The organism is Pantoea sp. 1B4 (genome assembly GCF_016925765.1).
Lineage (GTDB): Bacteria > Pseudomonadota > Gammaproteobacteria > Enterobacterales > Enterobacteriaceae > Pantoea > Pantoea agglomerans.
On record NZ_JAEUWZ010000001.1, the window covers coordinates 1,416,420 to 1,438,250 of the forward strand.

The 21,831-nt window shown below is 56.1% G+C and carries 20 protein-coding genes and 2 pseudogenes; 18 read left to right on the forward strand and 4 right to left on the reverse strand.

Features of this window, described 5'->3' with window-relative positions; all coding sequences use genetic code 11:
* Nucleotides 1-2: 2 nt before the first annotated feature.
* A complete protein-coding gene (flgM, locus tag JNO11_RS06875) occupies nucleotides 3-311 on the reverse strand; it encodes a flagellar biosynthesis anti-sigma factor FlgM (protein WP_010246375.1) in 309 nt (102 codons plus the stop codon).
* 104 nt (nucleotides 312-415) lie between these two features.
* Nucleotides 416-1,075, reverse strand: a complete 660-nt coding sequence (gene flgA, locus JNO11_RS06880; RefSeq protein ID WP_325177100.1) for a flagellar basal body P-ring formation chaperone FlgA — start codon at nucleotides 1,073-1,075, stop codon at nucleotides 416-418.
* Between the two features lie 154 nt (nucleotides 1,076-1,229).
* On the opposite strand from flgA, the gene flgB reads away from it, so the two are divergent.
* From flgB to flgL, 11 genes and pseudogenes are all read left to right on the forward strand, one after another.
* Nucleotides 1,230-1,643, forward strand: coding sequence for a flagellar basal body rod protein FlgB (gene flgB / locus JNO11_RS06885; protein ID WP_009090882.1), 414 nt, complete (start codon nucleotides 1,230-1,232; stop codon nucleotides 1,641-1,643).
* A gap of 2 nt (nucleotides 1,644-1,645) precedes the next feature.
* Nucleotides 1,646-2,050 carry a flagellar basal body rod protein FlgC gene (flgC, locus tag JNO11_RS06890; RefSeq protein WP_013357440.1) on the forward strand — a complete coding sequence of 135 codons (405 nt, stop codon included), beginning with the start codon at nucleotides 1,646-1,648 and terminating at the stop codon, nucleotides 2,048-2,050.
* 12 nt (nucleotides 2,051-2,062) lie between these two features.
* Nucleotides 2,063-2,737, forward strand: coding sequence for a flagellar hook assembly protein FlgD (gene flgD / locus JNO11_RS06895; protein WP_010669841.1), 675 nt, complete (start codon nucleotides 2,063-2,065; stop codon nucleotides 2,735-2,737).
* A 26-nt stretch (nucleotides 2,738-2,763) separates the two neighbouring features.
* Nucleotides 2,764-4,020 carry a flagellar hook protein FlgE gene (flgE, locus tag JNO11_RS06900; protein ID WP_022625876.1) on the forward strand — a complete coding sequence of 419 codons (1,257 nt, stop codon included), beginning with the start codon at nucleotides 2,764-2,766 and terminating at the stop codon, nucleotides 4,018-4,020.
* A gap of 20 nt (nucleotides 4,021-4,040) precedes the next feature.
* Nucleotides 4,041-4,797 (forward strand): annotated as a pseudogene (locus JNO11_RS06905) (flagellar basal body rod protein FlgF).
* Nucleotides 4,798-4,814: 17 nt separating this feature from the next.
* Nucleotides 4,815-5,597 (forward strand): flagellar basal-body rod protein FlgG, encoded by a 783-nt coding sequence (gene flgG, locus JNO11_RS06910; RefSeq protein ID WP_003849881.1) that lies wholly within the window; start codon nucleotides 4,815-4,817, stop codon nucleotides 5,595-5,597.
* A gap of 60 nt (nucleotides 5,598-5,657) precedes the next feature.
* Entirely contained in the window at nucleotides 5,658-6,368 is a 711-nt protein-coding gene (locus JNO11_RS06915) for a flagellar basal body L-ring protein FlgH (protein WP_029518984.1), read from the forward strand.
* A gap of 9 nt (nucleotides 6,369-6,377) precedes the next feature.
* Entirely contained in the window at nucleotides 6,378-7,487 is a 1,110-nt protein-coding gene (locus JNO11_RS06920; protein ID WP_010669845.1) for a flagellar basal body P-ring protein FlgI, read from the forward strand.
* Entirely contained in the window at nucleotides 7,487-8,449 is a 963-nt protein-coding gene (gene flgJ, locus JNO11_RS06925; RefSeq protein ID WP_010246357.1) for a flagellar assembly peptidoglycan hydrolase FlgJ, read from the forward strand. The genes JNO11_RS06920 and flgJ overlap by 1 nt, the downstream gene beginning before the upstream one ends.
* 123 nt (nucleotides 8,450-8,572) lie before the next feature.
* A complete protein-coding gene (gene flgK, locus JNO11_RS06930) occupies nucleotides 8,573-10,222 on the forward strand; it encodes a flagellar hook-associated protein FlgK (protein ID WP_010669846.1) in 1,650 nt (549 codons plus the stop codon).
* Between the two features lie 14 nt (nucleotides 10,223-10,236).
* Nucleotides 10,237-11,202, forward strand: a complete 966-nt coding sequence (gene flgL, locus JNO11_RS06935) for a flagellar hook-associated protein FlgL (protein WP_022625873.1) — start codon at nucleotides 10,237-10,239, stop codon at nucleotides 11,200-11,202.
* Nucleotides 11,203-11,600: 398 nt separating this feature from the next.
* Here the strand turns inward: flgL and rne are convergent, their stop codons facing one another.
* On the reverse strand, nucleotides 11,601-15,059 hold the full coding sequence (gene rne / locus JNO11_RS06940; protein WP_157351856.1) for a ribonuclease E: 3,459 nt from the start codon (nucleotides 15,057-15,059) through the stop codon (nucleotides 11,601-11,603).
* Between the two features lie 573 nt (nucleotides 15,060-15,632).
* On the opposite strand from rne, the pseudogene rluC reads away from it, so the two are divergent.
* Nucleotides 15,633-16,590 (forward strand): annotated as a pseudogene (rluC, locus tag JNO11_RS06945) (23S rRNA pseudouridine(955/2504/2580) synthase RluC).
* 11 nt (nucleotides 16,591-16,601) lie between these two features.
* Here rluC and JNO11_RS06950 read toward each other — a convergent pair.
* Nucleotides 16,602-17,189 (reverse strand): nucleoside triphosphate pyrophosphatase, encoded by a 588-nt coding sequence (locus JNO11_RS06950; RefSeq protein WP_010246348.1) that lies wholly within the window; start codon nucleotides 17,187-17,189, stop codon nucleotides 16,602-16,604.
* 140 nt (nucleotides 17,190-17,329) lie between these two features.
* On the opposite strand from JNO11_RS06950, the gene yceD reads away from it, so the two are divergent.
* The 6 genes from yceD to fabG are packed head-to-tail and all read left to right on the forward strand — an operon-like array spanning nucleotide 17,330 to nucleotide 21,750.
* Nucleotides 17,330-17,851 (forward strand): 23S rRNA accumulation protein YceD, encoded by a 522-nt coding sequence (yceD, locus tag JNO11_RS06955; RefSeq protein WP_010246346.1) that lies wholly within the window; start codon nucleotides 17,330-17,332, stop codon nucleotides 17,849-17,851.
* 14 nt (nucleotides 17,852-17,865) lie between these two features.
* Entirely contained in the window at nucleotides 17,866-18,036 is a 171-nt protein-coding gene (rpmF, locus tag JNO11_RS06960; protein WP_003849870.1) for a 50S ribosomal protein L32, read from the forward strand.
* Between the two features lie 25 nt (nucleotides 18,037-18,061).
* On the forward strand, nucleotides 18,062-19,102 hold the full coding sequence (gene plsX / locus JNO11_RS06965; protein WP_061704083.1) for a phosphate acyltransferase PlsX: 1,041 nt from the start codon (nucleotides 18,062-18,064) through the stop codon (nucleotides 19,100-19,102).
* Entirely contained in the window at nucleotides 19,103-20,056 is a 954-nt protein-coding gene (locus tag JNO11_RS06970; protein WP_010246341.1) for a beta-ketoacyl-ACP synthase III, read from the forward strand. It begins immediately after the preceding gene.
* A 16-nt stretch (nucleotides 20,057-20,072) separates the two neighbouring features.
* Complete coding sequence (gene fabD, locus JNO11_RS06975; RefSeq protein ID WP_010669852.1) at nucleotides 20,073-21,005, forward strand: ACP S-malonyltransferase; 933 nt, start codon at nucleotides 20,073-20,075, stop codon at nucleotides 21,003-21,005.
* A gap of 10 nt (nucleotides 21,006-21,015) precedes the next feature.
* On the forward strand, nucleotides 21,016-21,750 hold the full coding sequence (fabG, locus tag JNO11_RS06980; protein ID WP_010246337.1) for a 3-oxoacyl-ACP reductase FabG: 735 nt from the start codon (nucleotides 21,016-21,018) through the stop codon (nucleotides 21,748-21,750).
* Nucleotides 21,751-21,831: the final 81 nt, after the last annotated feature.

Sequence of the window (21,831 nt, forward strand, 5' to 3'; positions counted from 1 at the left end):
AACTAATTACCCTCTAAATACGCCTTGGTGTCGGCAATCAGCGCATCGGCGATTTTGCCGGTATCCATCTTCAGTTCGCCATTACGAATGGCGGTTTTCAGTTGTTCAACGCGCTCGACGTTAATATCTTTGCTGCTCGGCTGCATCAGCTGCGACTGCGCGCTGCTCAGGCTGACCTGGGCTGCTGCAGGGGTCGTGGCTGCTGCCACCGGGCTGGCGCTCTGGCGCACTTTGCTGCTGCCGGACTCACTGCTATCGCGGCTCTGTACGGTGCTGGCGGGTTTCAGAGGTTGCGTTCTGTCAATGCTCATGTTCGGGCTCCTGTACGGTCAGGGGAAGTCTGCCACCTGAATCAGAATAGCGTTATCGCTTCGTTGATTCTTCTATCGGCAGCACTACTGGCTTCTTTAACACTTTACAGCGTTATAAGAATATTCCCATCCTCGCGTACCTTACCGCTGACAATCTGGCCATTTCCCATCCTGACCCGGACCGACTGCGATCGGGCGGCGTTATTCAGCGCCTTGCCCTCACCGCTGGCGTCAAAGCCGTCACCGCTGGCAATCACCATCACATTCTGACCCGCCTTGACACGCCACGGCTGACGCAGCGTGGAGGGATTAATCGGCTGTCCTGGCTGGATATCGCGCAGCACCACAGCATCTGCGACCGAGTCCGCATTCAGCAGGGCGCGGGCAGGCAGAGTATCAAGGCGGCCGGTCCGCAGAGTGAAATCACTCTCGCTCACGCTACTGCCCTGGCTCAGCAGCCGGTTCGCCACCAGATAGGAACCGGTGACCTGCACCTGTACCTGAATATAACGGCGGTTCTCACCACAGTTTGCCGCCACGCTCATATTCCCCCACAACCGGCTGTTGCCGGGCAGGGTGAACTGTGGCGCCTCACAGGCTGGCCACTGTTCCTGTGGCGTGCGTACCACCACGACCATGCCATCAGCATGCTGGGCGTCACGCGCTTTAAAAAATTGATTCAGTTGTGCATTGAGATCCCCGGCGGAAACCGGCAGGGCGATCGCGACCAGCAGGCTGGTCAGCAGGGTCAGATATCGACGCATTGTGCATTTCCTCACTGATGATGGCGACGAGTGTAACCCTTAAGAAAAATCCTTAATTGTCAAAATAGCGGTCATTTGAGGCCTTATTCAGACGATGACCCCTTGCATTTTCAAATTAAGCTGCGAGCTCGAAATTCTCATACGCGGAGGAAACATGCTCGACAAACTGGATGCGGCGCTGAAATTTGGTACGGAGGCCCTCAACCTGCGTGCTCAACGTCAGGAGATCCTGGCGTCAAATATTGCCAACGCCGATACCCCTGGTTATCAGGCCCGGGATATCGACTTTGCCAGCGAGCTGAGTCGGGTGATGTCCAATGGTCGTGCGGAAGGCAGCAGCATGGCGTTAAAAGTCACGTCAGCTCGCCACATTGAAGCACAGACAAACGGCGTGCCATCGATGGATATGCTTTATCGCATTCCTGACCAGCCTTCTGCCGACGGCAACACCGTAGATATGGACCGTGAGCGTACGCAGTTCGCGGATAACAGCCTGAAATATCAAACCGACCTCACCCTCATCAGTAGCCAGATCAAAGGCATGATGAGCGTGTTACAAGGACAATAATTATGGCCTTGCTGAATATTTTTGACATTGCCGGTTCAGCGATGACCGCGCAATCACAGCGATTAAACGTCAGTGCCAGTAACCTGGCGAACGCCGACAGCGTCACCGGCCCCGATGGCAAGCCTTACGTGGCAAAGCAGGTGGTTTTCCAGACCGATGCAGCACCAGGCTCAGCCACCGGCGGCGTGAAAGTGGCAAGAGTCGTGGATGACCCTACACCTGCCAAGCTGGTCTATGACCCGGGCAATCCGATGGCAGATGCCAAAGGCTACGTGAAGATGCCGAACGTGGATGTGGTCTCTGAAAGCGTCAACACCATGTCGGCGTCACGCAGCTACCAGGCCAACGTCGAAGTGCTCAACACCGTGAAGTCGATGATGATGAAAACCCTGACGATCGGGCAATAACGGAGAAAAATTATGGCTATCGCGGTAGGCGTTAACGAAAGACTGGACCCCACGGTCCTTAGCTCTTCTAACACCAGTGGCACCGGCAACAATGCGCAGGATCTGCAGAATCAGTTCCTGACCATGCTGGTGACGCAGTTAAAGAACCAGGATCCCACCAATCCAATGGATAACAGCCAGCTCACCACGCAGCTGGCACAGATCAATACCCTGAGCGGCATTGAAAAACTGAATACCACGCTGGGATCGATCTCCGGCCAGATCAGCACCAGTCAGTCGCTGCAGAGCTCCACGCTGATTGGGCATGGCGTGATGGTCAATGGCGGACAGGTTCTGGTAGGCAACGGCACCACAACGCCATTTGGCGTTGAGCTGGCCTCCGCCTCAACCGGCACATCGGCCACCATTAAAGATGCCAGTGGCACGGTGATCGACACCGTCGATCTGGGCGCGCTGAGCGCTGGCGTGCACACCTTCTCGTGGGACGGCAAGCTGACAGATGGCTCTGTCGCCCCGGATGGTAAATACAGCGTTGCGATTGCCGCAAGCAATGGCAACACACAACTGGTGGCACAACCGCTTAACTACGCCTACGTCAATGGGGTGAGTACTGCGAACAACACCACAAAACTGGATCTCGGCACCATGGGCTCCGCCACCCTTGACGACGTACGTCAGATTCTCTGATTAACCTGTAGACAGGAAACAAACACATGTCATTTTCCCAAGCGGTCAGCGGCCTTGGTGCTGCTTCAAGTAACCTTGATGTCATCGGTAACAACATTGCCAACTCCGCCACTGCGGGCTTTAAATCGAGCACCATCGCGTTTGCCGATATGTTTGCCGGTTCTAACGTCGGCCTCGGTACCAAAGTTGCTGCGGTAATCCAGAACTTTAACGACGGCGCCACCACCACGACCAGCCGTGGCCTGGACGTTGCGCTGAGCGGTAACGGTTTCTTCCGTATGACCGACAGCAGCGGCGGCGTCTTCTATTCACGCAATGGTCAGTTAACACTGGATGCCAACCGTAACCTGGTCAACACCCAGGGTCTGAACGTGACCGGCTATCCGGCCAGCGGTTCACCGGCCACTATCCAGGCAGGTGCTAACCCGGTGGCGCTGCGTATTCCTACCGAGCAGATGTCAGCCCGCGCGACCACTACCGCCGGTCTGGTTGCCAATCTGAACTCAACGGACAAAACGCCATCTGTGGCCACCTTCTCGACGGCGAACGCAGACAGCTACAACAAGAAAACCACGGCAACCGTGTTCGACTCGCAGGGTAATGACCACGCGCTCGACATGTATTTCGTGAAAGACACCACCAGCAACAGCTGGACCGTGCGTACCATTGATGGCAACACCGGCAGTTCAGCGGGTGACTTCAGAATGGCGTTTGACACCAGCGGTAAGCTGACCAGCGTCTCTAAGCTGGATGCCACCGGCGCTGTCGTCAGCACGACGACCGATGGCACCGTCGGCCTGACGCTGAACGTGGGCGGAGCGAATGGCGCAGTCGCCAATCAGCCGATCAACCTGAGCATGCTGGGCAGCCTGCAGCAGAACACCGGCAGCACCACCTTTGGCAGCCCGACCCAGGATGGTTATGCGCCTGGCGATCTGACCAGCTACGCGATCAATGATGACGGCACCATCACCGGCAGCTATTCAAACCAGAAAACCCAGCTGCTGGGTCAGATTGTCCTGGCGAGCTTCTCTAACCCGGAAGGTCTGCAGTCTCAGGGCGACAACGTCTGGTCTGCGTCAAGTGCATCCGGTCAGGCAGCAATCGGTCTGGCGAATACCGGCACCTTTGGTTCACTGACGGCTGGCGCACTGGAATCTTCCAACGTCGACATGAGTAAAGAGCTGGTGAACATGATCGTCGCGCAACGTAACTATCAGGCGAATGCGCAGACCATCAAAACTCAGGACCAGATTCTCAACACGCTGGTTAACTTACGTTAATTCGCTAACAGGATTGCCATATGGATCACGCGATATATACCGCGATGGGCGCGGCCAGCCAGACGCTGGATCAGCAGGCGGTTACCGCCAGCAACCTCGCCAACGCCTCTACACCGGGTTTTCGTGCGCAGCTGAATGCGCTGCGCGCCGTGCCGGTGAGTGGCTGGTCGCTGCCAACCCGTACGCTGGTCGCCGCCTCGACACCGGGCGCCGACATGAGTCAGGGCGCGATGGATTACACCGAGCGTCCGCTCGATGTGGCGGTGCAGCAGGATGGCTGGCTGGCGGTGCGTACCGCTGACGGCAGCGAAGCCTATACCCGCAACGGCAATATGCAAATCAGTCCGACCGGTACGCTGACGGTTCAGGGCAATCCTGTGATGGGCGATGGCGGTCCGATTGTGATCCCGCAGGGCACTGAAATCACCATTGCAGCCGACGGCTCGATCACCGGGCTGAATGCCGGTGATTCGCCGAACGCCACGGTTCAGCTGGGCAAGCTGAAGCTGGTCAGGGCAACCGGGCAGGAGCTGCAGCGCAGTGATGACGGCATGTTCCGGCCTACTGCGTCGACGCAGGCGACCCGCGGTGCCGCGCTGCAGGCTGATGCCACCATGCAGGTGATGCCTGGCGTGCTGGAAGGCAGCAACGTCAAACCGGTAGAAACCATGGTCGATATGATCGCCAACGCCCGACGTTTTGAGATGCAGATGAAAGTCATCACCAACGTCGACGAAAATGAACAAAAAAGCCAACCAGCTCCTGAGCATGGGCTAAGGCACGAGGATAACAACATGATTCGTTCTTTATGGATCGCTAAGACCGGTCTTGATGCGCAGCAGATGAACATGGACGTCATTGCCAACAACCTGGCAAACGTCAGCACCAACGGCTTTAAGCGTTCACGTGCCGTGTTCGAAGATCTGATGTACCAGACCATGCGCCAGCCGGGCACCCAGTCATCAGAACAGACAACGCTGCCATCGGGTTTGCAGATCGGTACCGGTGTACGTCCGGTGACCACTGAACGTCTGCATACGCAGGGCAACCTGTCGCAGACCAGCAACTCAAAAGATATCGCCATTAACGGCCAGGGTTATTTTCAGATTCAGATGCCGGATGGCACCTCTGCTTATACCCGTGACGGCGCGTTTCAGGTTGATCAGAACGGCCAGCTGGTGACCAACTCCGGTTTCCCGGTACAGCCAGGCATTACCATTCCGGCTAACGCCACCAGCATCACGGTGTCGCGTGACGGTGTGGTCAGCGTAACGCAGCAGGGACAGGCTCAGGCCGCGCAGGTCGGTCAGTTAACCCTGAGCACCTTTATGAATGACGCCGGTCTCGATAGCGTGGGTGAAAACCTCTACAAGGAAACGCAGGCATCGGGCGCTCCGACAGACAGCACGCCAGGCCAGAACGGCGCGGGCCTGCTCTATCAGGGCTATACCGAAACCTCGAACGTTAACGTGGCGGAAGAGCTGGTCACCATGATTCAGACGCAGCGCGCCTACGAAATCAACAGCAAGGCGATCAGTACCTCTGATCAGATGCTGGCGAAATTAACTCAGCTTTAATCCCGAACAGGGCCAGCCCGTGCTGGCCTGAATGACAGACATTAATAAGGTCGTGACGCCGTGGCGAAGCAACAGATTCTCAAGCCTGGACATTGGTTAGTCGCCTCGTTGCTGCTAACTCTCAACGGATGTGCCCTGGTCCCGCGTACCCCGCTGGTCGAAGGTGCAACTACAGCGCAACCAATGCCGTCCGCGCCACCGGTGGTCAACGGCTCTATATTCCAGGGCGTCGCGCCGCTTAACTACGGCTATCAGCCGCTGTTTGAAGATCGCCGTCCACGCAACATTGGCGATACCCTGACCATTACGCTGCAGGAAAACGTCAGCGCCAGCAAGAGCTCCTCAGCCAATGCCAGCCGCGATGGCAGCAACAGCTTTGGTGTGAGCGCGGTGCCGACCGGTCTGGCTGGGCTGGTGGGTGCAGGTGGTGAAAAAGCCAACCTCAGCGCCGAAGGCAAAAACGATTTCGCAGGTAAAGGCGGCGCATCCGCCAATAACACCTTTACCGGCACCATTACCGTCACCGTGGATCAGGTGTTGTCAAACGGCAACCTGCACGTGGTCGGTGAAAAACAGATCGCCATTAATCAGGGCACGGAGTTCATTCGCTTCTCGGGCGTGGTCAACCCACGCACCATCAGCGCCAGTAACGCCGTGTTATCTACCGCTGTCGCCGATGCACGTATTGAGTACGTCGGAAATGGTTACATCAATGAGGCGCAGACCATGGGTTGGTTCCAGCGTTTCTTCCTGAACATCTCGCCGATGTAAGAGGTTTCAATGAAAAAGTTAACGCTGTTACGCGCCGGGCTGGCGCTGCTGCTGGGCGTCAGCCTGCTGGCAAAAGCCGATTTGATTCGTGATTTAACCACGGTACAGGGCGTTCGTGATAACCAGCTGCTGGGCTACGGCCTGGTCGTGGGCCTGGATGGCACCGGTGACCAGACCACCCAGACGCCATTTACTACCCAGACAGTGAGCAACATGCTGTCACAGCTTGGTATTACCGTTCCCACCGGAACCAACATGCAGCTGAAGAACGTGGCGGCCGTGATGGTCACCGCTAAACTGCCCTCGTTTGCCCGTCAGGGACAGAACCTGGATGTGGTGGTCTCGTCGCTGGGTAACGCCAAAAGCCTGCGCGGCGGCACGCTGTTAATGACGCCGATGAAAGGGGTCGATAACCAGGTTTATGCGCTGGCGCAGGGTAATATCCTGGTCGGTGGCGCGGGTGCGTCAGCGGGCGGCAGCAGTGTTCAGGTTAACCAGCTGAACGGTGGCCGTATTACCGGCGGTGCAACCGTTGAGCGTGAACTGCAGAGTAATTTTGGTACGCAGAACACCATTAACCTGCAGCTTAACAGCGAAGATTTCTCGATGGCGCAGCGAATTGCTGATGCCATTAACGCCCGTGGCGGCTACGGCGCAGCGCAGCCGCTGGATGCCCGTACCGTGCAGATCCGCGTATCGCCTAATAATGGTGCGCAGGTGCGTCTGCTGGCTGAGATCCAGAACATTAATGTGTCGATCCCGGTTGAAGATGCCAAAGTCATCATCAACTCCCGTACCGGTTCGGTGGTAATGAACCGTGAAGTGACGCTGAATCAGTGTGCGGTGGCGCAGGGCAACCTGTCGGTGACGGTTAACCAGCAGCAGAACGTCAGTCAGCCTGATACTCCACTGGCCGGTGGTCAGACGGTGGCGACGACGCAGACTCAGATCGATCTGCGCCAGACCGGCGGTGCGCTGCAACGCGTCAACGCCAGCGCCAACCTGAACAACGTGGTGCGTGCGCTGAATGCTCTGGGTGCGTCACCTATCGAACTGATGTCAATTCTGCAGTCGATGCAGAGTGCCGGCTGTCTGCGTGCCAAACTGGAAATTATCTGATGGCTGATATGCAATCTCTGACGAGTTCGGCTTTCGACAGCCGTTCCCTGAATGAACTGAAACGGCAGGCCAGCAACGATCCGAAAGGACAAGCGTTGCAGGTGGCGCGTCAGGTCGAAGGGATGTTTGTACAGATGATGCTGAAGAGTATGCGCGAGGCGTTGCCGCAGGACGGCATTATGGGCAACGAGCAGACCAAACTCTTTACCTCTATGTATGACCAGCAGATTGCACAGGAGATGGGGAAACGTGGCCTCGGCCTGGCGGAAACCATCGTCAAACAGATGCAGCCCGCCACCGCGCCGGATGAAAAAGCCGGTACGGTGCCGATGAAGCTGGATAACAGCTTTATTCTCAGCACCAGCGGGGCAACACCACTGCCCGCGCAGCAGCTGGAGCAGATTGTGCGTAAGGCAATGCCGCGTCTGCCGCCGGTCGCTTCACCGACGGGTCTGCCCAGTGACAGCCGCGAGTTTATCGCCCAGCTGACGCAACCGGCGCAGGCTGCCAGCCAGCAGAGTGGCATTCCTCATCACCTGATTCTGGCGCAGGCTGCGCTGGAGTCGGGCTGGGGCCAGCGTCAGATCCTGACCCGCGACGGCAAACCGAGCTACAACGTGTTCGGGATTAAAGCCAGCGGCGACTGGAAAGGTGACACCACCGATATCATGACCACCGAATATGAGCAGGGCGAAGCGAAGAAAGTGCGTGCCAGCTTCCGTGTCTATAACTCCTATTTTGAGGCGCTGACCGACTACGTCAAACTCCTGACCAAAAACCCACGCTATGCGGCGGTGACGAACGCCTCAAGCGCAGAGCAGGGTGCGCAGGCCTTACAGGCGGCCGGTTATGCCACCGATCCAAAATATGCGCAAAAGCTGGTGGGAATGATTCAGCAATTCAAAAGTATGGGCGACAAAGTCGTCAAAGCTTACAGTCAGGATATGGGCGACCTGTTCTGATCATTGCGCCTCAAGTTTCACTTTAGCAAGCCGATAACATCCCTATAGCCAGAAGCGTTTTCGCCTGCTGGCGCCCACTTTGATGTCTGCCAGCCCGGTTGACGGGGAACGTAAGGAACCGAGATGTCCAGCATAATTAACTCCGCGATGAGCGGATTGAGTGCCGCGCAGGCCGCTCTGAGCACCACGAGTAACAACATTTCCAATTACACCGTGGCGGGCTATTCACGTCAGACCACGGTACTGGCGCAGGCGAACAGTACCCTGCAGGGCAATAGCTATTATGGTAACGGCGTGAATATCACCGGTGTACAACGTGAATATGATGCGTTTATTGCTACGCAGCTGCGCGGTTCCAGCGCCAACTACAGCGCGGTAAGCACCCAGCACAGCCAGATTTCTAACATTGACGATCTGCTGTCGACTTCGACTACCAGCCTGTCGACCTCGCTGCAGGGCTTCTTTACTAACCTGCAGAACGTGGTCAGCAACGCCAACGATCCGTCGGCGCGTCAGTCGATGCTCAGCAATGCGCAGGGGCTGGTCAGCCAGTTCCAGACGTCAGCGCAATACCTGAATAATATGCAGAACAGCGTCAACGCCGATGTCGATTCCAGCATCAAGCAGGTCAATACCATTACCAGCCAGATTGCCGATCTGAACAAACAGATTGGCAAACTGAGCACGGCAAACGGTGCCGCACCTAACGATCTGCTCGATAAGCGCGATCAGCTGGTGAATACCCTGAATAACGTGGTTGGTGTGACGGTATCGCAGCAGGATGGCGGCTACACGGTCGCGATGGCCAATGGCCTGACGCTGGTGAACGGCGACAAATCTCACGATCTGGTGGCGATGCCTTCCAGCAGCGATCCGACACGCACCACCATCGGCTATGTCGATAAGCAGGCGGGCAACGTCGAGATCCCGGAGAAGCTGATCACCACCGGTTCGCTGGGCGGTCTGCTGGCGTTCCGTACTCAGGATCTGGATCTGGCACAGAACCAGCTGGGTCAGTTAGCGGCGGCGTTTACCACCAGCTTCAACGATGTTCACAAGCAGGGCTTTGATAGCAAAGGCAATCAGGGTGTCGATTTCTTTAATATCGGCAGCCCGATCGTGGTGGGCAACAGTAAAAACAGCACCGCCGCGTCCGTCACCGCTGAGTGGACCGATACCAGTGCACTGAAAGCATCCAATTACACCGTGAGTTATGACGGCAATAACTGGACCGCGACCCGCGCCTCAGACAGTACGGCTGTTACCATCACGCCAGGTACCGATGCCAGTGGCAACACCACGCTGAGCTTTGACGGCCTGAAACTGACCGTCGCCGGCACGCCTGCACCTGCTGCCAAAGACAGTTTCCTGGTGAAACCGGTCCAGAACGCCATCAACGATATGTCAGTCGCGATCACCAGTGAATCGCAGGTGGCCGCCGCGGGTGCTGTCGGTGGGGAGAGTGATAACCGTAATGCGCAAAAACTGCTGAATCTGCAGGATGTGAAACTGGTCGGCGGCAACGCCACGTTGTCTCAGGCCTACGCCACCATCGTCAGTAGTGTGGGTAACAAAACCAGTTCACTGGAAACCACCAGCACCACTCAGAAAAGCGTGGTCAGTCAGCTGACCCAGCGCCAGCAATCGGTCTCTGGGGTAAACCTCGATGAGGAGTACGCCAACCTGACCAAATATCAGCAATATTACATGGCCAATGCGCAGGTGCTGCAGACTGCCAGCACCGTGTTTAATGCATTGATCAATATTCGCTAAGGGCAGGAGATAACATGCGAATCAGTACAAATATGATTTTTGAGCAGCAGGTGCGTGGCATCACTGACTCACAGGCCTCCTGGCTGAAATCAGGCCAGGAGCTCTCCAGCGGCCGCCGTGTGAATAATCCTTCGGACGATCCGATTGCCGCCTCTCGTGCTGTCGTGTTGTCACAAACCCAGCAGCAGGGCAAGCAGTATGCGCTGGCGCGTACCTTTGCCGAGCAGGGTCTCTCACTGGAAGAGAATACGCTGAAAGGCGTCACCGATGGGATCATTGCTGCGCAAGGGCTGATCGTCAACGGTTCAACCGGTACGCTGAGCGACGATGACCGTGGTTCGATTGCTACCCAGCTGGAGGGTATCCGTGCCCAGTTGCTGAACCAGGCAAACAGCCAGGATGCCAATGGCCGCTATATTTTTGCCGGTTATAAAACTGACAGTGCGCCATTTGTGGATGCGGCAGGCACCGGAGTCGGCTATGCAGGCGGCACCGAGGCGATCACTCAGAAGGTCGATACCAGCCGTACCATGACTGTGGGCCATACCGGTGACAATATCTTTATGGCGATCTCCGGCAATGCCACCAAAGAGCCGGATGGCAGCGCCAGCGAAACGAATGTGTTTAAGATGCTGGATAGCGCCATTGCTGCACTGAAAGTGCCGCAGGATGATGCTGACGCCGCAACCAAACAGACCTTCCAGGCGGCGATGGATAAAACCAACCGTGGCCTGGGTAACTCGCTGAATAATGTCTTAACCGTGCGTTCTGAGATTGGTACCCAGCTTGGTGAGATCGATACGCTGAATGCCCAGGGCGATGACCGTAGTGTGATTTACAGCTCGCAGATGAGTGACCTGGTTAACGTGGATTTAACCGAAGCGGCTTCAAACTACACCATGCAGCAGACGGCATTACAGGCGTCCTATAAGACCTTTACCGACATGTCTAAGATGTCGCTGTTCCAGATGAACTCGTAGTCTTACCTGAAATTTTGAGCGTACTTTAACCGGATGCGCTTACTTTTTCCCACCCTCCCACTAAAGGAGGGTGGGATTTTTTTTGCCTGCGATTCAGCCGGTGGCGGGAACCATAGAAATTAAACCGGGTTGATTTACAGCGACAGTCAGCTCGCATGTCAGTCTTGCTTTCACGCTTTCACGCTTCCACGTTTCCACGCTTCCACGCTTCCACGCTTCCACGCTTCCACGCTTCCACGCTTCCACGCTTCCACACACGCACACACGCACACACTTTCCTGATTCCTGATAAGCGAGGAGGGGAGGTTAATTATCCTCTGTCTGCTGGCGGGCAGAATCGCAGGCATAAAAAAAACCCCGGCTTGCAGGCCGGGGTTCAGTTCACAACAGCTTGTGCGTTACGGCTTGGTCGCCGGGGCTGTGGCATGATGTGTGGCGCTATGACCACCCGCAGAACCGCGACCGTCGAACTCATAAGGTGCACGCACCCAGTCACTGTGCGGTGCCGGTTCTGACTGCCAGACTGGCGCAGGCGCTTTAGTCATCGGCGCAGAGGCAAAATGCTTCCAGCGCGTACCGTCATTCGGCACTGATGCCGTTGCAGGCTCGGATGCCGTTGCAGGCACTGATGCAACAGGTTCGGCCGCAGTCACCGGTGCTGCAGGGGCGACATCGCGTGCGGCCACCGGAGCATGAGGTTCACGAACTGGCGCTGTTTCAGCTTCAGCAGCGACCGGCGCATTCAGAACTTCTTCAACTTCTGCTGCGATCGCTTCGCTGACGTCGGTAGCCGATTGCTCAGCAACCTCTGAAGGCTGTGCTTCTTCTGCAACCGCTGCAGGCTGTGCAGTCTCAACCGCAGGTGTCACAACCGGCGCTTCGGTGACAGGCTCAGCAGGCACGGCTTCGGCTGCTACCGCTTCCGCTTTTGCTTCATCTGCCGCCGGAACAACGGAAGGCTGCTCGTCAACCGGCGCGTCAATAGCACGGGTATCGTCAGTATTCACAACCGGCACTGGCGTTTCTGCCTGCGGCTCGGCCTGTTGCACTGGCGCTTCCTGAGCAACAGATTCAACTGCGGCAGCAACGGGCAGCGCACTGGCGGCGTCTGCTGTCTCTTCGCGGTTGTACGCTGGCGTCTCGTGAGTCACATTCTGAACCTGCTCTTCGCTGGCCTGGCTCACCGGGTAACGGATCCAGACTTTACCGGATGCCATCTCTGGTGATGCAGCTGCAGCGGCCAGCGGCATTGCTGACTGAGTCGGATAACGCTCATCACGGTAACGACGACGACGCTGTCCGCTGACGCGCAGATGACGAGGCGAACGACGTGAACGACGCGGCATATTGGCGTTATCACGGTTGTCGTTGTCATCCTGCTCTTCACCCTGCGGTGCCTGGAACTCAGGCTGCGGCTGAGCCACGTCTGTCTGCTGAGGCTGACGCACTTCAGCCGGCTGGGCGAAGTCGCTGGCTTCGGCTGGCATAGGTGGACGGTTATCATCAACACGCACCTTCTGGTTCAGCTGACGCGGCTTGCGACGCGGCATAACCTGTACGCGCTCATCATCCTGCGGCTCGGTCACGTCCGGAACGTCGGCTACCACTACTGGCTGCTCAGCCACTTTGGCGGCTTCTTCACCGGCGCGTTTCTCTTCCTGACGACGACGCTGACGCTCAGCACGCTGTTCACGGCGCTGTTGCTGCTGCTCATCACGCTGCTGGCGCGCTTCTTCGCTCAGTGCCGGACGCTCTTCACGCACTTCACCAGACTGGGACTGGCGCTTGTTGCGGCGATTATCGTTACCCTCGCGCGGCTCGCGATTTTCACGTGGCTCGCGACTTTCGCGCGGTTCACGACTTTCACGAGGTTCGCGGTTTTCACGAGGCTCACGGTTTTCGCGTGGTTCACGGCCTTCACGCGACTGCGCGTTATCTCCGTTGCGCGGCGTACGCTCACGACGATTATTGTTACGACGGTTGTTATTGTTGTTGCGGCGCTCGCCACGGCCGTTGCCGTTTTCCTGCTCGCTTTCAGGCGCTTTCTGCGGTTCTGCAACCTCAGTGGCCACGGGTGCGGCGGCAGGGGCTTCTTCGCCTGCGAACATTTTTTTCAGGCCACCAAGCAGACGGCCAAAGAAGCCGGTGCTGACGGTAGCAGGCGCAGCCACAGCAGGTGCTGCTTTTGCGGCTGGCTGGGCTTCAGCGCGCTGCGCTTCTGGCTCAACTTCTACCGGTGCCGGAGGCGCATCAGGCATCACAAACGCGGCCAGAGCAGGCTGCTCAGGACGACGACGTTCAGCATGTTCCTCTTCCGACGGCATCGCCATTTCGGCTTCATGCAGCTTCGGCAGATGATAGCTCAGGGTCTGCGTCTCTTCGCCTTTGCGCACGCGCAGCACGGAGTAGTGTGGGGTTTGCATCTTGTCATCAGGAACGATGATAGCCCGCACGCCACCCTGGCGTGTTTCAATAGCGTTAACCGCTTCACGTTTTTCATTCAGCAGGTAAGAGGCCACCTGAACCGGAACAATGGCGTGAACTTCTTTGGTGTTGTCTTTCAGCGCTTCTTCTTCAATCAAACGCAGGATCGACAGCGCCAGTGACTCGTTATCACGGATGGTGCCGGTGCCGCTACAGCGTGGGCAGACGTGATGACTGGATTCACCTAATGACGGGCTCAGACGCTGACGGGACATCTCCAGCAGGCCGAAACGTGAAATGTGGCTGATCTGAATGCGGGCGCGGTCCTGACGGACAGCTTCACGCAGACGATTCTCAACCGCGCGCTGATGGCGTACCGGCGTCATATCGATGTAATCGATAACGATCAGGCCGCCCAGGTCACGCAGACGCAGCTGACGAGCAATCTCATCGGCCGCTTCAAGGTTGGTGTTGAACGCCGTCTCTTCGATGTCACCGCCGCGCGTTGCACGTGCTGAGTTGATATCGATAGCGGTCAGCGCTTCGGTACTGTCGATCACAATCGAGCCACCGGAAGGCAGGCGGACTTCACGCTGGAAAGCGGATTCGATTTGCGATTCGATCTGATAGTGGCTGAACAGCGGGATTTCACCGGTGTAGAGCTTAATTTTGCTGCTGAAGTCCGGACGGCCCAGCGCAGCGATATGCTGACGCGCCAGTTCCAGTACTTTCGGGTTATCGATAAGGATTTCACCGATGTCCTGACGCAGATAGTCGCGGAAGGCACGCACAATCACGTTACTTTCCTGATGGATCAGGAACGGAGCAGGGCGGTTTTCAGCGGCTTTCTTGATCGCTTCCCAGTGTTTTAGACGGAAGCTTAAATCCCACTGCAGCGATTCGGCTGATTTACCAACGCCCGCAGTACGGACAATCAGGCCCATGCCTTCCGGCAGTTCCAGCGCCGACAGGGCTTCTTTCAGCTCGGTACGATCGTCACCTTCGATACGGCGAGAGATACCGCCTGCACGTGGGTTGTTCGGCATCAGTACCAGATAGCTGCCCGCCAGAGAGATAAAGGTGGTCAGCGCAGCGCCTTTATTGCCGCGTTCTTCTTTATCGATCTGAACAATGACTTCCTGACCTTCACGCAGCACGTCTTTAATATTCGGACGACCATGCGCGTTGTAGCTGGAGGGGAAGTATTCGCGGGAGATTTCTTTTAACGGGAGGAAACCGTGACGCTCTGCGCCGTAATCGACAAACGCAGCTTCAAGGCTGGGTTCAATGCGAGTGATTTTACCTTTGTAAATGTTGGCTTTTTTCTGCTCGTGTCCAGGACTTTCAATATCCAGATCGTACAGACGCTGACCGTCAACCAGGGCAACGCGCAACTCCTCCTGCTGAGTTGCGTTTATTAACATTCTTTTCATCGTGACTTACTCGTTATTCTTTCATGAGTGATTACAGCTGCGGGCATAGTTACCCTGGACGAGTATCAACCGATGGCCCCGTGACTTAGTGCAATGTCGTCAACCTCACGGCTGTCGACCGCGCGAGGGGCGCAAATAACGTCGGTGGCCTGTTTTTCATAAGGGAAAACAGCACCAGATAGTGGAAATGCCTGAGAGAATAAAGAAAACCCGTGCATCCCATACTGTTGTCCAGGCCGCAACCCGCAGCCCGCTAAGTGCCTGATTTCGCATTACGTCTTACGCCATTGCTGCGTGTCTGCTCAATCCGGCAAAATGACAATTTCGCTCTTTTTCTGCCCTGAAATGGTTCAGGTAAGAAACTCAAGCATTATTCCATTGCTAACCTTCATATAGCAAGGCGACTTTAGCCAGCTTGTGAAGTTTCTTTACATTTAAATCGCTAATGTGTCGGACAAAACAGCGCTTTGCTGAAAAAGCCAGCAGAGAGGCGACCTGCCGTCACATCAACTCCAGAGTTAAGCACAGAAAAAGGGGTGGCGCTATCAGGGGACACTATTTAGAATCGCCGCCATGAAAACAGAGAATCCCGGCGTACATTTTGTCGCCATCACGGCTGAAAATGCCGGACAACGCATTGACAATTTTTTGCGCACCCAGCTCAAGGGTGTGCCCAAAAGCATGATTTATCGCATCGTTCGTAAAGGCGAGGTGCGGGTGAATAAAAAGCGCGTCAAGCCAGAATATAAGCTGGAGGAGGGCGATGAGGTGCGCATTCCGCCGGTTCGGGTAGCGGAACGCGATGAAGATGCCGTTTCCCCCAAACTGGCGAAAGTGGCGTCACTGGCCGATGCTATCCTGTTTGAGGATGAGTCGCTGCTGGTGATGAACAAGCCTTCCGGCACAGCCGTGCATGGCGGTAGCGGACTCAGCTTCGGGGTGATTGAAGGGTTACGTGCCCTGCGACCGGAAGCACGCTTTCTGGAGCTGGTGCATCGCCTGGATCGTGACACCTCCGGCATTCTGCTGGTCGCTAAAAAAGCGTTCGGCGCTGCGTTCCCTCCATGAGCAACTGCGTGAAAAGGGGATGCAGAAAGACTATCTGGCCCTGGTGCGCGGCAACTGGCCGTCACACCTGAAGGTGGTTCAGGCGCCGCTGCTGAAAAACATCCTGCAAAGCGGTGAGCGCGTGGTGCGCGTCAGCAGCGAAGGCAAAGCCTCAGAAACCCGCTTTAAAGTAGAAGAGCGGTTTGAGTTTGCCACGCTGGTGAAAGCGAGCCCGGTCACCGGTCGTACCCATCAGATTCGCGTCCATACGCTGCATGCCGGGCATCCCATTGCCTTCGACGATCGCTACGGAGAACGTGAGTTTGACAGTCAGCTGGCGGCAACCGGTTTAAAACGCCTGTTCCTGCATGCTGCGGCGCTGACCTTTACGCATCCCGGCACCGGCGAAGTGATGCGGGTCGAGGCGCCACTGGATGATGGCCTGAAGCAATGCCTGCTTAAGCTGCGTCAGCGGAAAGCGTAATCTCTCCGGCATCAGTTCGTTAAAGGATTGATGCCGGCCTGCTGCAACATCTCATTGAGCGCGATCAACGGCAGCCCGACCAGCGTATTGGGATCGCGTCCCTCCAGCCGATCAAACAGACAAATCCCCAGACCTTCACTTTTAAAACTGCCCGCACACTGAAGCGGCTGCTCCTTTTCCACATAGCCGCTGATTTCAGCGTCAGTTAACGTGCGGAAATGAACCACAAAGGGCTCACAGCAGTGCAGCAGCGTGCCACTGACCGGATGAAATAGCGCCAGACCGGTATAAAAGGTAATGGCTTTTCCGCTGGCGGCACGCAGTTGCGCCCGCGCATTCTCAGCCGTGTGAGGCTTACCGGCGATAGCGCCATCCAGCACGCAAACCTGGTCGGAGCCGATTATCCAGTGGCTGGGATACGTTTTTGCCAGTGCCTGCGCTTTAGCTACGGCAAGACGGGTTACGAGCGCTTCAGCGGTTTCATCGGGCTGGGGTGACTCATCAACCTCAGGCGCGGCGGTAATAAAAGGCAGGCCCAGTTTATGCAGTAATGCCTGCCTAAAGGGCGAGGTTGAAGCTAAAAGAATCGATGGCGTCATTTTTTTTCAATAGTGATAGCGAATTGGTGACAGTCATTTTAAACTGTGCGCCGCACTGGATGCGAATAGTGGTTGAAAGATGCTGTTTAACGGCCTTTTTCTTTGACTCTATGACATTACAAAGTTAATATGCGCGCCCTATGCAAAAGGTAAAATTACCCCTAACGCTGGACCCTGTCCGCACTGCTCAGAAGCGCCTTGATTATCAGGGTGTCTACACATCTGTACAGGTGGAGCGTGTGGCCGAGTCGGTCGTTAGTGTGGACAGTGATGTGGATTGTGCCATGTCGTTTGCGGTTGATAACCAACGTCTGGCAGTACTGACGGGTACTGCTGAAGTACAAGTGACGTTGCGTTGCCAGCGCTGCAACCAGACCTTTCCTCATCACGTAAAAGTGAGTTACTGCTTCAGCCCTGTCTCTTCTGAAGAGCAGGCCGAGGCATTGCCGGAAGCGTACGAGCCGGTCGATGTCAACGAGTTTGGTGAGATCGATCTGCTGGCGGTTGTCGAGGATGAAATTATTCTCGCGCTGCCGGTCGTTCCGGTGCACGATTCTGAACACTGTGAAGTGTCCGAGGCGGACATGGTCTTTGGTAAACTGCCTGCAGAGGTGGAGAAACCAAATCCATTTGCCGTATTAGCCAGTTTAAAGCGTAAGTAATAGGAGTAAGGTCCATGGCCGTACAACAGAATAAACCCACCCGTTCTAAGCGTGGTATGCGTCGTTCGCACGATGCGCTGACCACTGCTGCTCTGTCAGTAGATAAAGTTTCTGGCGAAACTCATCTGCGTCACCACATCACTGCGGACGGTTACTACCGCGGTCGCAAGGTTATCGTTAAGTAAGTTTCTTGCTTAGCAAGGCGATACCTTGACACGTTTGACCCTGGCGATTGATGCCATGGGCGGGGACTTCGGTCCCTGCGTGACAGTGCCTGCAGCATTGCAGGCACTGGCCTCTCATTCGGAACTATTCCTTCTTCTGGTCGGACATCCCGACACCCTCATGCCATTGCTTGCCAAAGCGGATTCCTCCCTGATGGGGCGTTTGCAGGTCATCCCTGCCGAATCGGTTATTGCAAGTGATGCGCGGCCCGCTCAGGCCATCCGCAACAGTCGCGGCAGCTCAATGCGTGTGGCACTGGAGATGGTTAAAGAGGGACGTGCGCAGGCCTGCATCAGCGCCGGGAATACCGGTGCGCTGATGGGGCTGTCGACGCTCTTATTAAAACCGCTGGATGGCATTAAACGTCCGGCGCTGATGTCCGTTTTACCGCACCAGCAACAGGGTAAAACCGTGGTGCTGGATCTGGGCGCAAATGTGGGCTCAGACAGTGCGATGCTGGTGCAGTTTGCTGTAATGGGGTCGGTAATGGCTGAGCATGTGCTTGGTATTGCACGGCCCCGTGTCGCGTTGCTCAATATTGGTCATGAAGAGACCAAAGGGCTGGAAACGATCCGCGACGCCGCGGCAGTGCTGCGAGAATCACCGCAAATCAACTATATTGGTTACCTTGAAGGTAACGAACTGCTCACCGGTAAAACGGATGTGATGGTCTGTGACGGTTTTGTCGGAAACGTCACGCTGAAGACTATGGAAGGCGTGGTAAGAATGTTTCTTTCTCTGCTGAAGTCATCAGGGGAAGGTAAAAAACGGTCATGGTGGCTTCAGTTGCTGGGGCGCTGGATTCAGAAACGTCTGACGAAGCGCTTCGGGCATCTCAACCCTGACCAGTACAATGGCGCTTGTCTGTTAGGATTGCGCGGAACAGTGATCAAGAGTCACGGTGCGGCAAATCAACACGCCTTCGCTGTGGCCATAGAACAGGCAGAGCAGGCGGTGAGGCAGCAAATTCCCGAGCGAATTGCTGCGCGCCTTGATGCTGTATTAGCCAGGAGTGACAAAGCCTAGATGTATACCAAAATTATCGGTACGGGCAGTTATCTGCCAAGCCAGATCCGCACTAATGCCGATCTGGAAAAAATGGTGGAGACGTCGGACGAGTGGATTGTTACCCGTACCGGCATCCGCGAGCGCCGTATTGCTGCGCCTGACGAAACCGTCGCCACCATGGGATTCAGTGCGGCGCAACGCGCCCTTGAAATGGCAGGCATTGAAGCGAACGATGTTGGGCTGATTATTGTCGCCACAACCTCTTCCAGCCATGCCTTCCCCAGCTCTGCCTGCATGATCCAGCAAATGCTTGAGATCAAAGACTGCGCGGCGTTTGACCTCGCTGCCGCCTGTGCAGGTTTCACCTATGCACTGAGCGTGGCCGATCAATACATCAAAAATGGCGCAGTGAAACATGCTCTGGTGATTGGTGCTGATGTCCTGGCACGCGCACTTGATCCGGAAGATCGCGGCACCATCATCCTGTTTGGCGATGGTGCAGGCGCGGTCGTGCTGGGTCAGAGCGAAGAGCAGGGGATCATCTCTACCCATCTTCATGCTGATGGTCGCTATTCACAGCTGCTGACGCTGCCTTATCAGGATCGTGCGCATCAGGATCAGCCCGCTTATGTCACCATGTCAGGCAACGAAGTCTTCAAGGTTGCCGTTACCGAGCTGGCTCACATCGTTGATGAAACGCTGCAGGCCAATAATCTCGATCGTGAAATGCTGGACTGGCTGGTGCCGCATCAGGCGAACCTGCGCATTATCAGCGCCACCGCGAAAAAACTCGGCATGACCATGGATAAAGTGGTCGTCACACTGGATCGTCATGGCAATACCTCTGCCGCATCGGTGCCAAGCGCACTGGATGAAGCGGTCCGTGATGGCCGCATCAAACCCGGACACCTTATTCTGCTGGAAGCCTTTGGTGGTGGATTCACCTGGGGTTCTGCGCTGGTTCGCTTTTGATTGACAGGAACGAAAAATGACGCAATTTGCATTTGTTTTCCCCGGTCAGGGTTCACAGACCGTGGGCATGCTGACTGAATTAGCGGCAACGTATCCGCTGGTAGAAGAGACCTTCCGTGAAGCCTCTGACGCGCTGGGATATGATCTGTGGCAATTAGTAAGTCAGGGTCCGGCTGAAGAGCTGAACAAAACCTGGCAGACTCAGCCTGCACTGTTAGCCGCCTCCGTGGCAATCTACCGTGTCTGGCAGCAGCAGGGCGGTGAACAGCCAGCCCTGATGGCCGGTCACAGCCTGGGTGAATATTCAGCGCTGGTTTGCGCGGGTGTGCTTAACTTTGCGGATGCAGTGAAGCTGGTTGAACTGCGCGGCAAACTGATGCAGGAAGCGGTGCCTGAAGGCACTGGCGCGATGCAGGCGATTATTGGCCTGGATGACGCGGCTATCCGCAAAGCCTGTGAAGAGAGCGCGCAGGGTCAGGTTGTCTCACCGGTTAACTTTAACTCGCCGGGCCAGGTGGTTATTGCGGGTAACAAAGAAGCCGTTGAACGTGCGGGTGCCGCCTGTAAAGCAGCGGGCGCTAAGCGTGCCTTGCCACTGCCGGTCAGCGTTCCTTCTCACTGCGCACTGATGAAGCCTGCGGCCGATAAACTGGCGGTGGCGCTGGAGAGCATCACCTTTAACGCGCCTGCGGTACCGGTGATCAACAACGTCGATGTGAAAGCTGAAACCGATGCTGCGGCCATCCGCCATGCGCTGGTCCGTCAGCTCTACAGCCCGGTTCGCTGGACCGAGAGCGTGGAAGCGATGGCAGCACAGGGCGTGACGCAGCTCCTGGAGATGGGGCCAGGTAAAGTCCTGACCGGACTGACGAAACGTATTGTCGATAGCCTGACAGCGGCTGCCGTTAACGATACTGCATCCCTGACGGCTGCACTCGGTAAGGAATAAGAGGAAAATCATGAGCTTTGAAGGTAAAGTTGCGCTGGTTACCGGCGCGAGTCGCGGCATTGGTCGTGCGATTGCAGAAACACTGGCGGCACGCGGTGCTAAAGTGGTAGGAACTGCAACCAGCCAGAGTGGCGCCGACGCCATCAGTGCTTACCTTGGCGACAAGGGCAAAGGCCTGTTACTGAATGTGACTGACGCTGACTCAATCAGCACTGTTTTAGAGAATATTCGTGCTGAATTTGGCGAAGTGGATATTTTAGTCAATAATGCAGGCATTACGCGTGATAATCTTCTCATGCGCATGAAGGACGATGAGTGGGAGGATATCCTGGATACCAACCTCACATCGGTATTCCGCCTTTCCAAGGCGGTCCTGCGTGCCATGATGAAAAAGCGCGTGGGCCGTATCATCACCATTGGTTCCGTTGTTGGAACCATGGGTAATGCGGGCCAGGCAAACTATGCGGCAGCAAAAGCGGGTTTGATTGGCTTTAGCAAATCACTGGCGCGCGAAATCGCGTCACGTGGCATTACCGTCAACGTCGTGGCTCCAGGCTTTATTGAGACTGACATGACGCGGGCACTGAACGAAGATCAACGTTCCGGTATTTTGGCGGAAGTTCCTGCGGGTCGCTTAGGCGATGCTCAGGAAATCGCCAATGCTGTGGCATTTTTAGCCTCTGACGAAGCAGCCTACATCACAGGTGAAACGCTGCACGTCAACGGCGGAATGTACATGGTCTGATAAATCACGAAATGATTTGCTTTATTTGCGGTTAGAACCGCAAAATAACGCAAAATCGTGGTTCGACCAGCCGGGATTTTG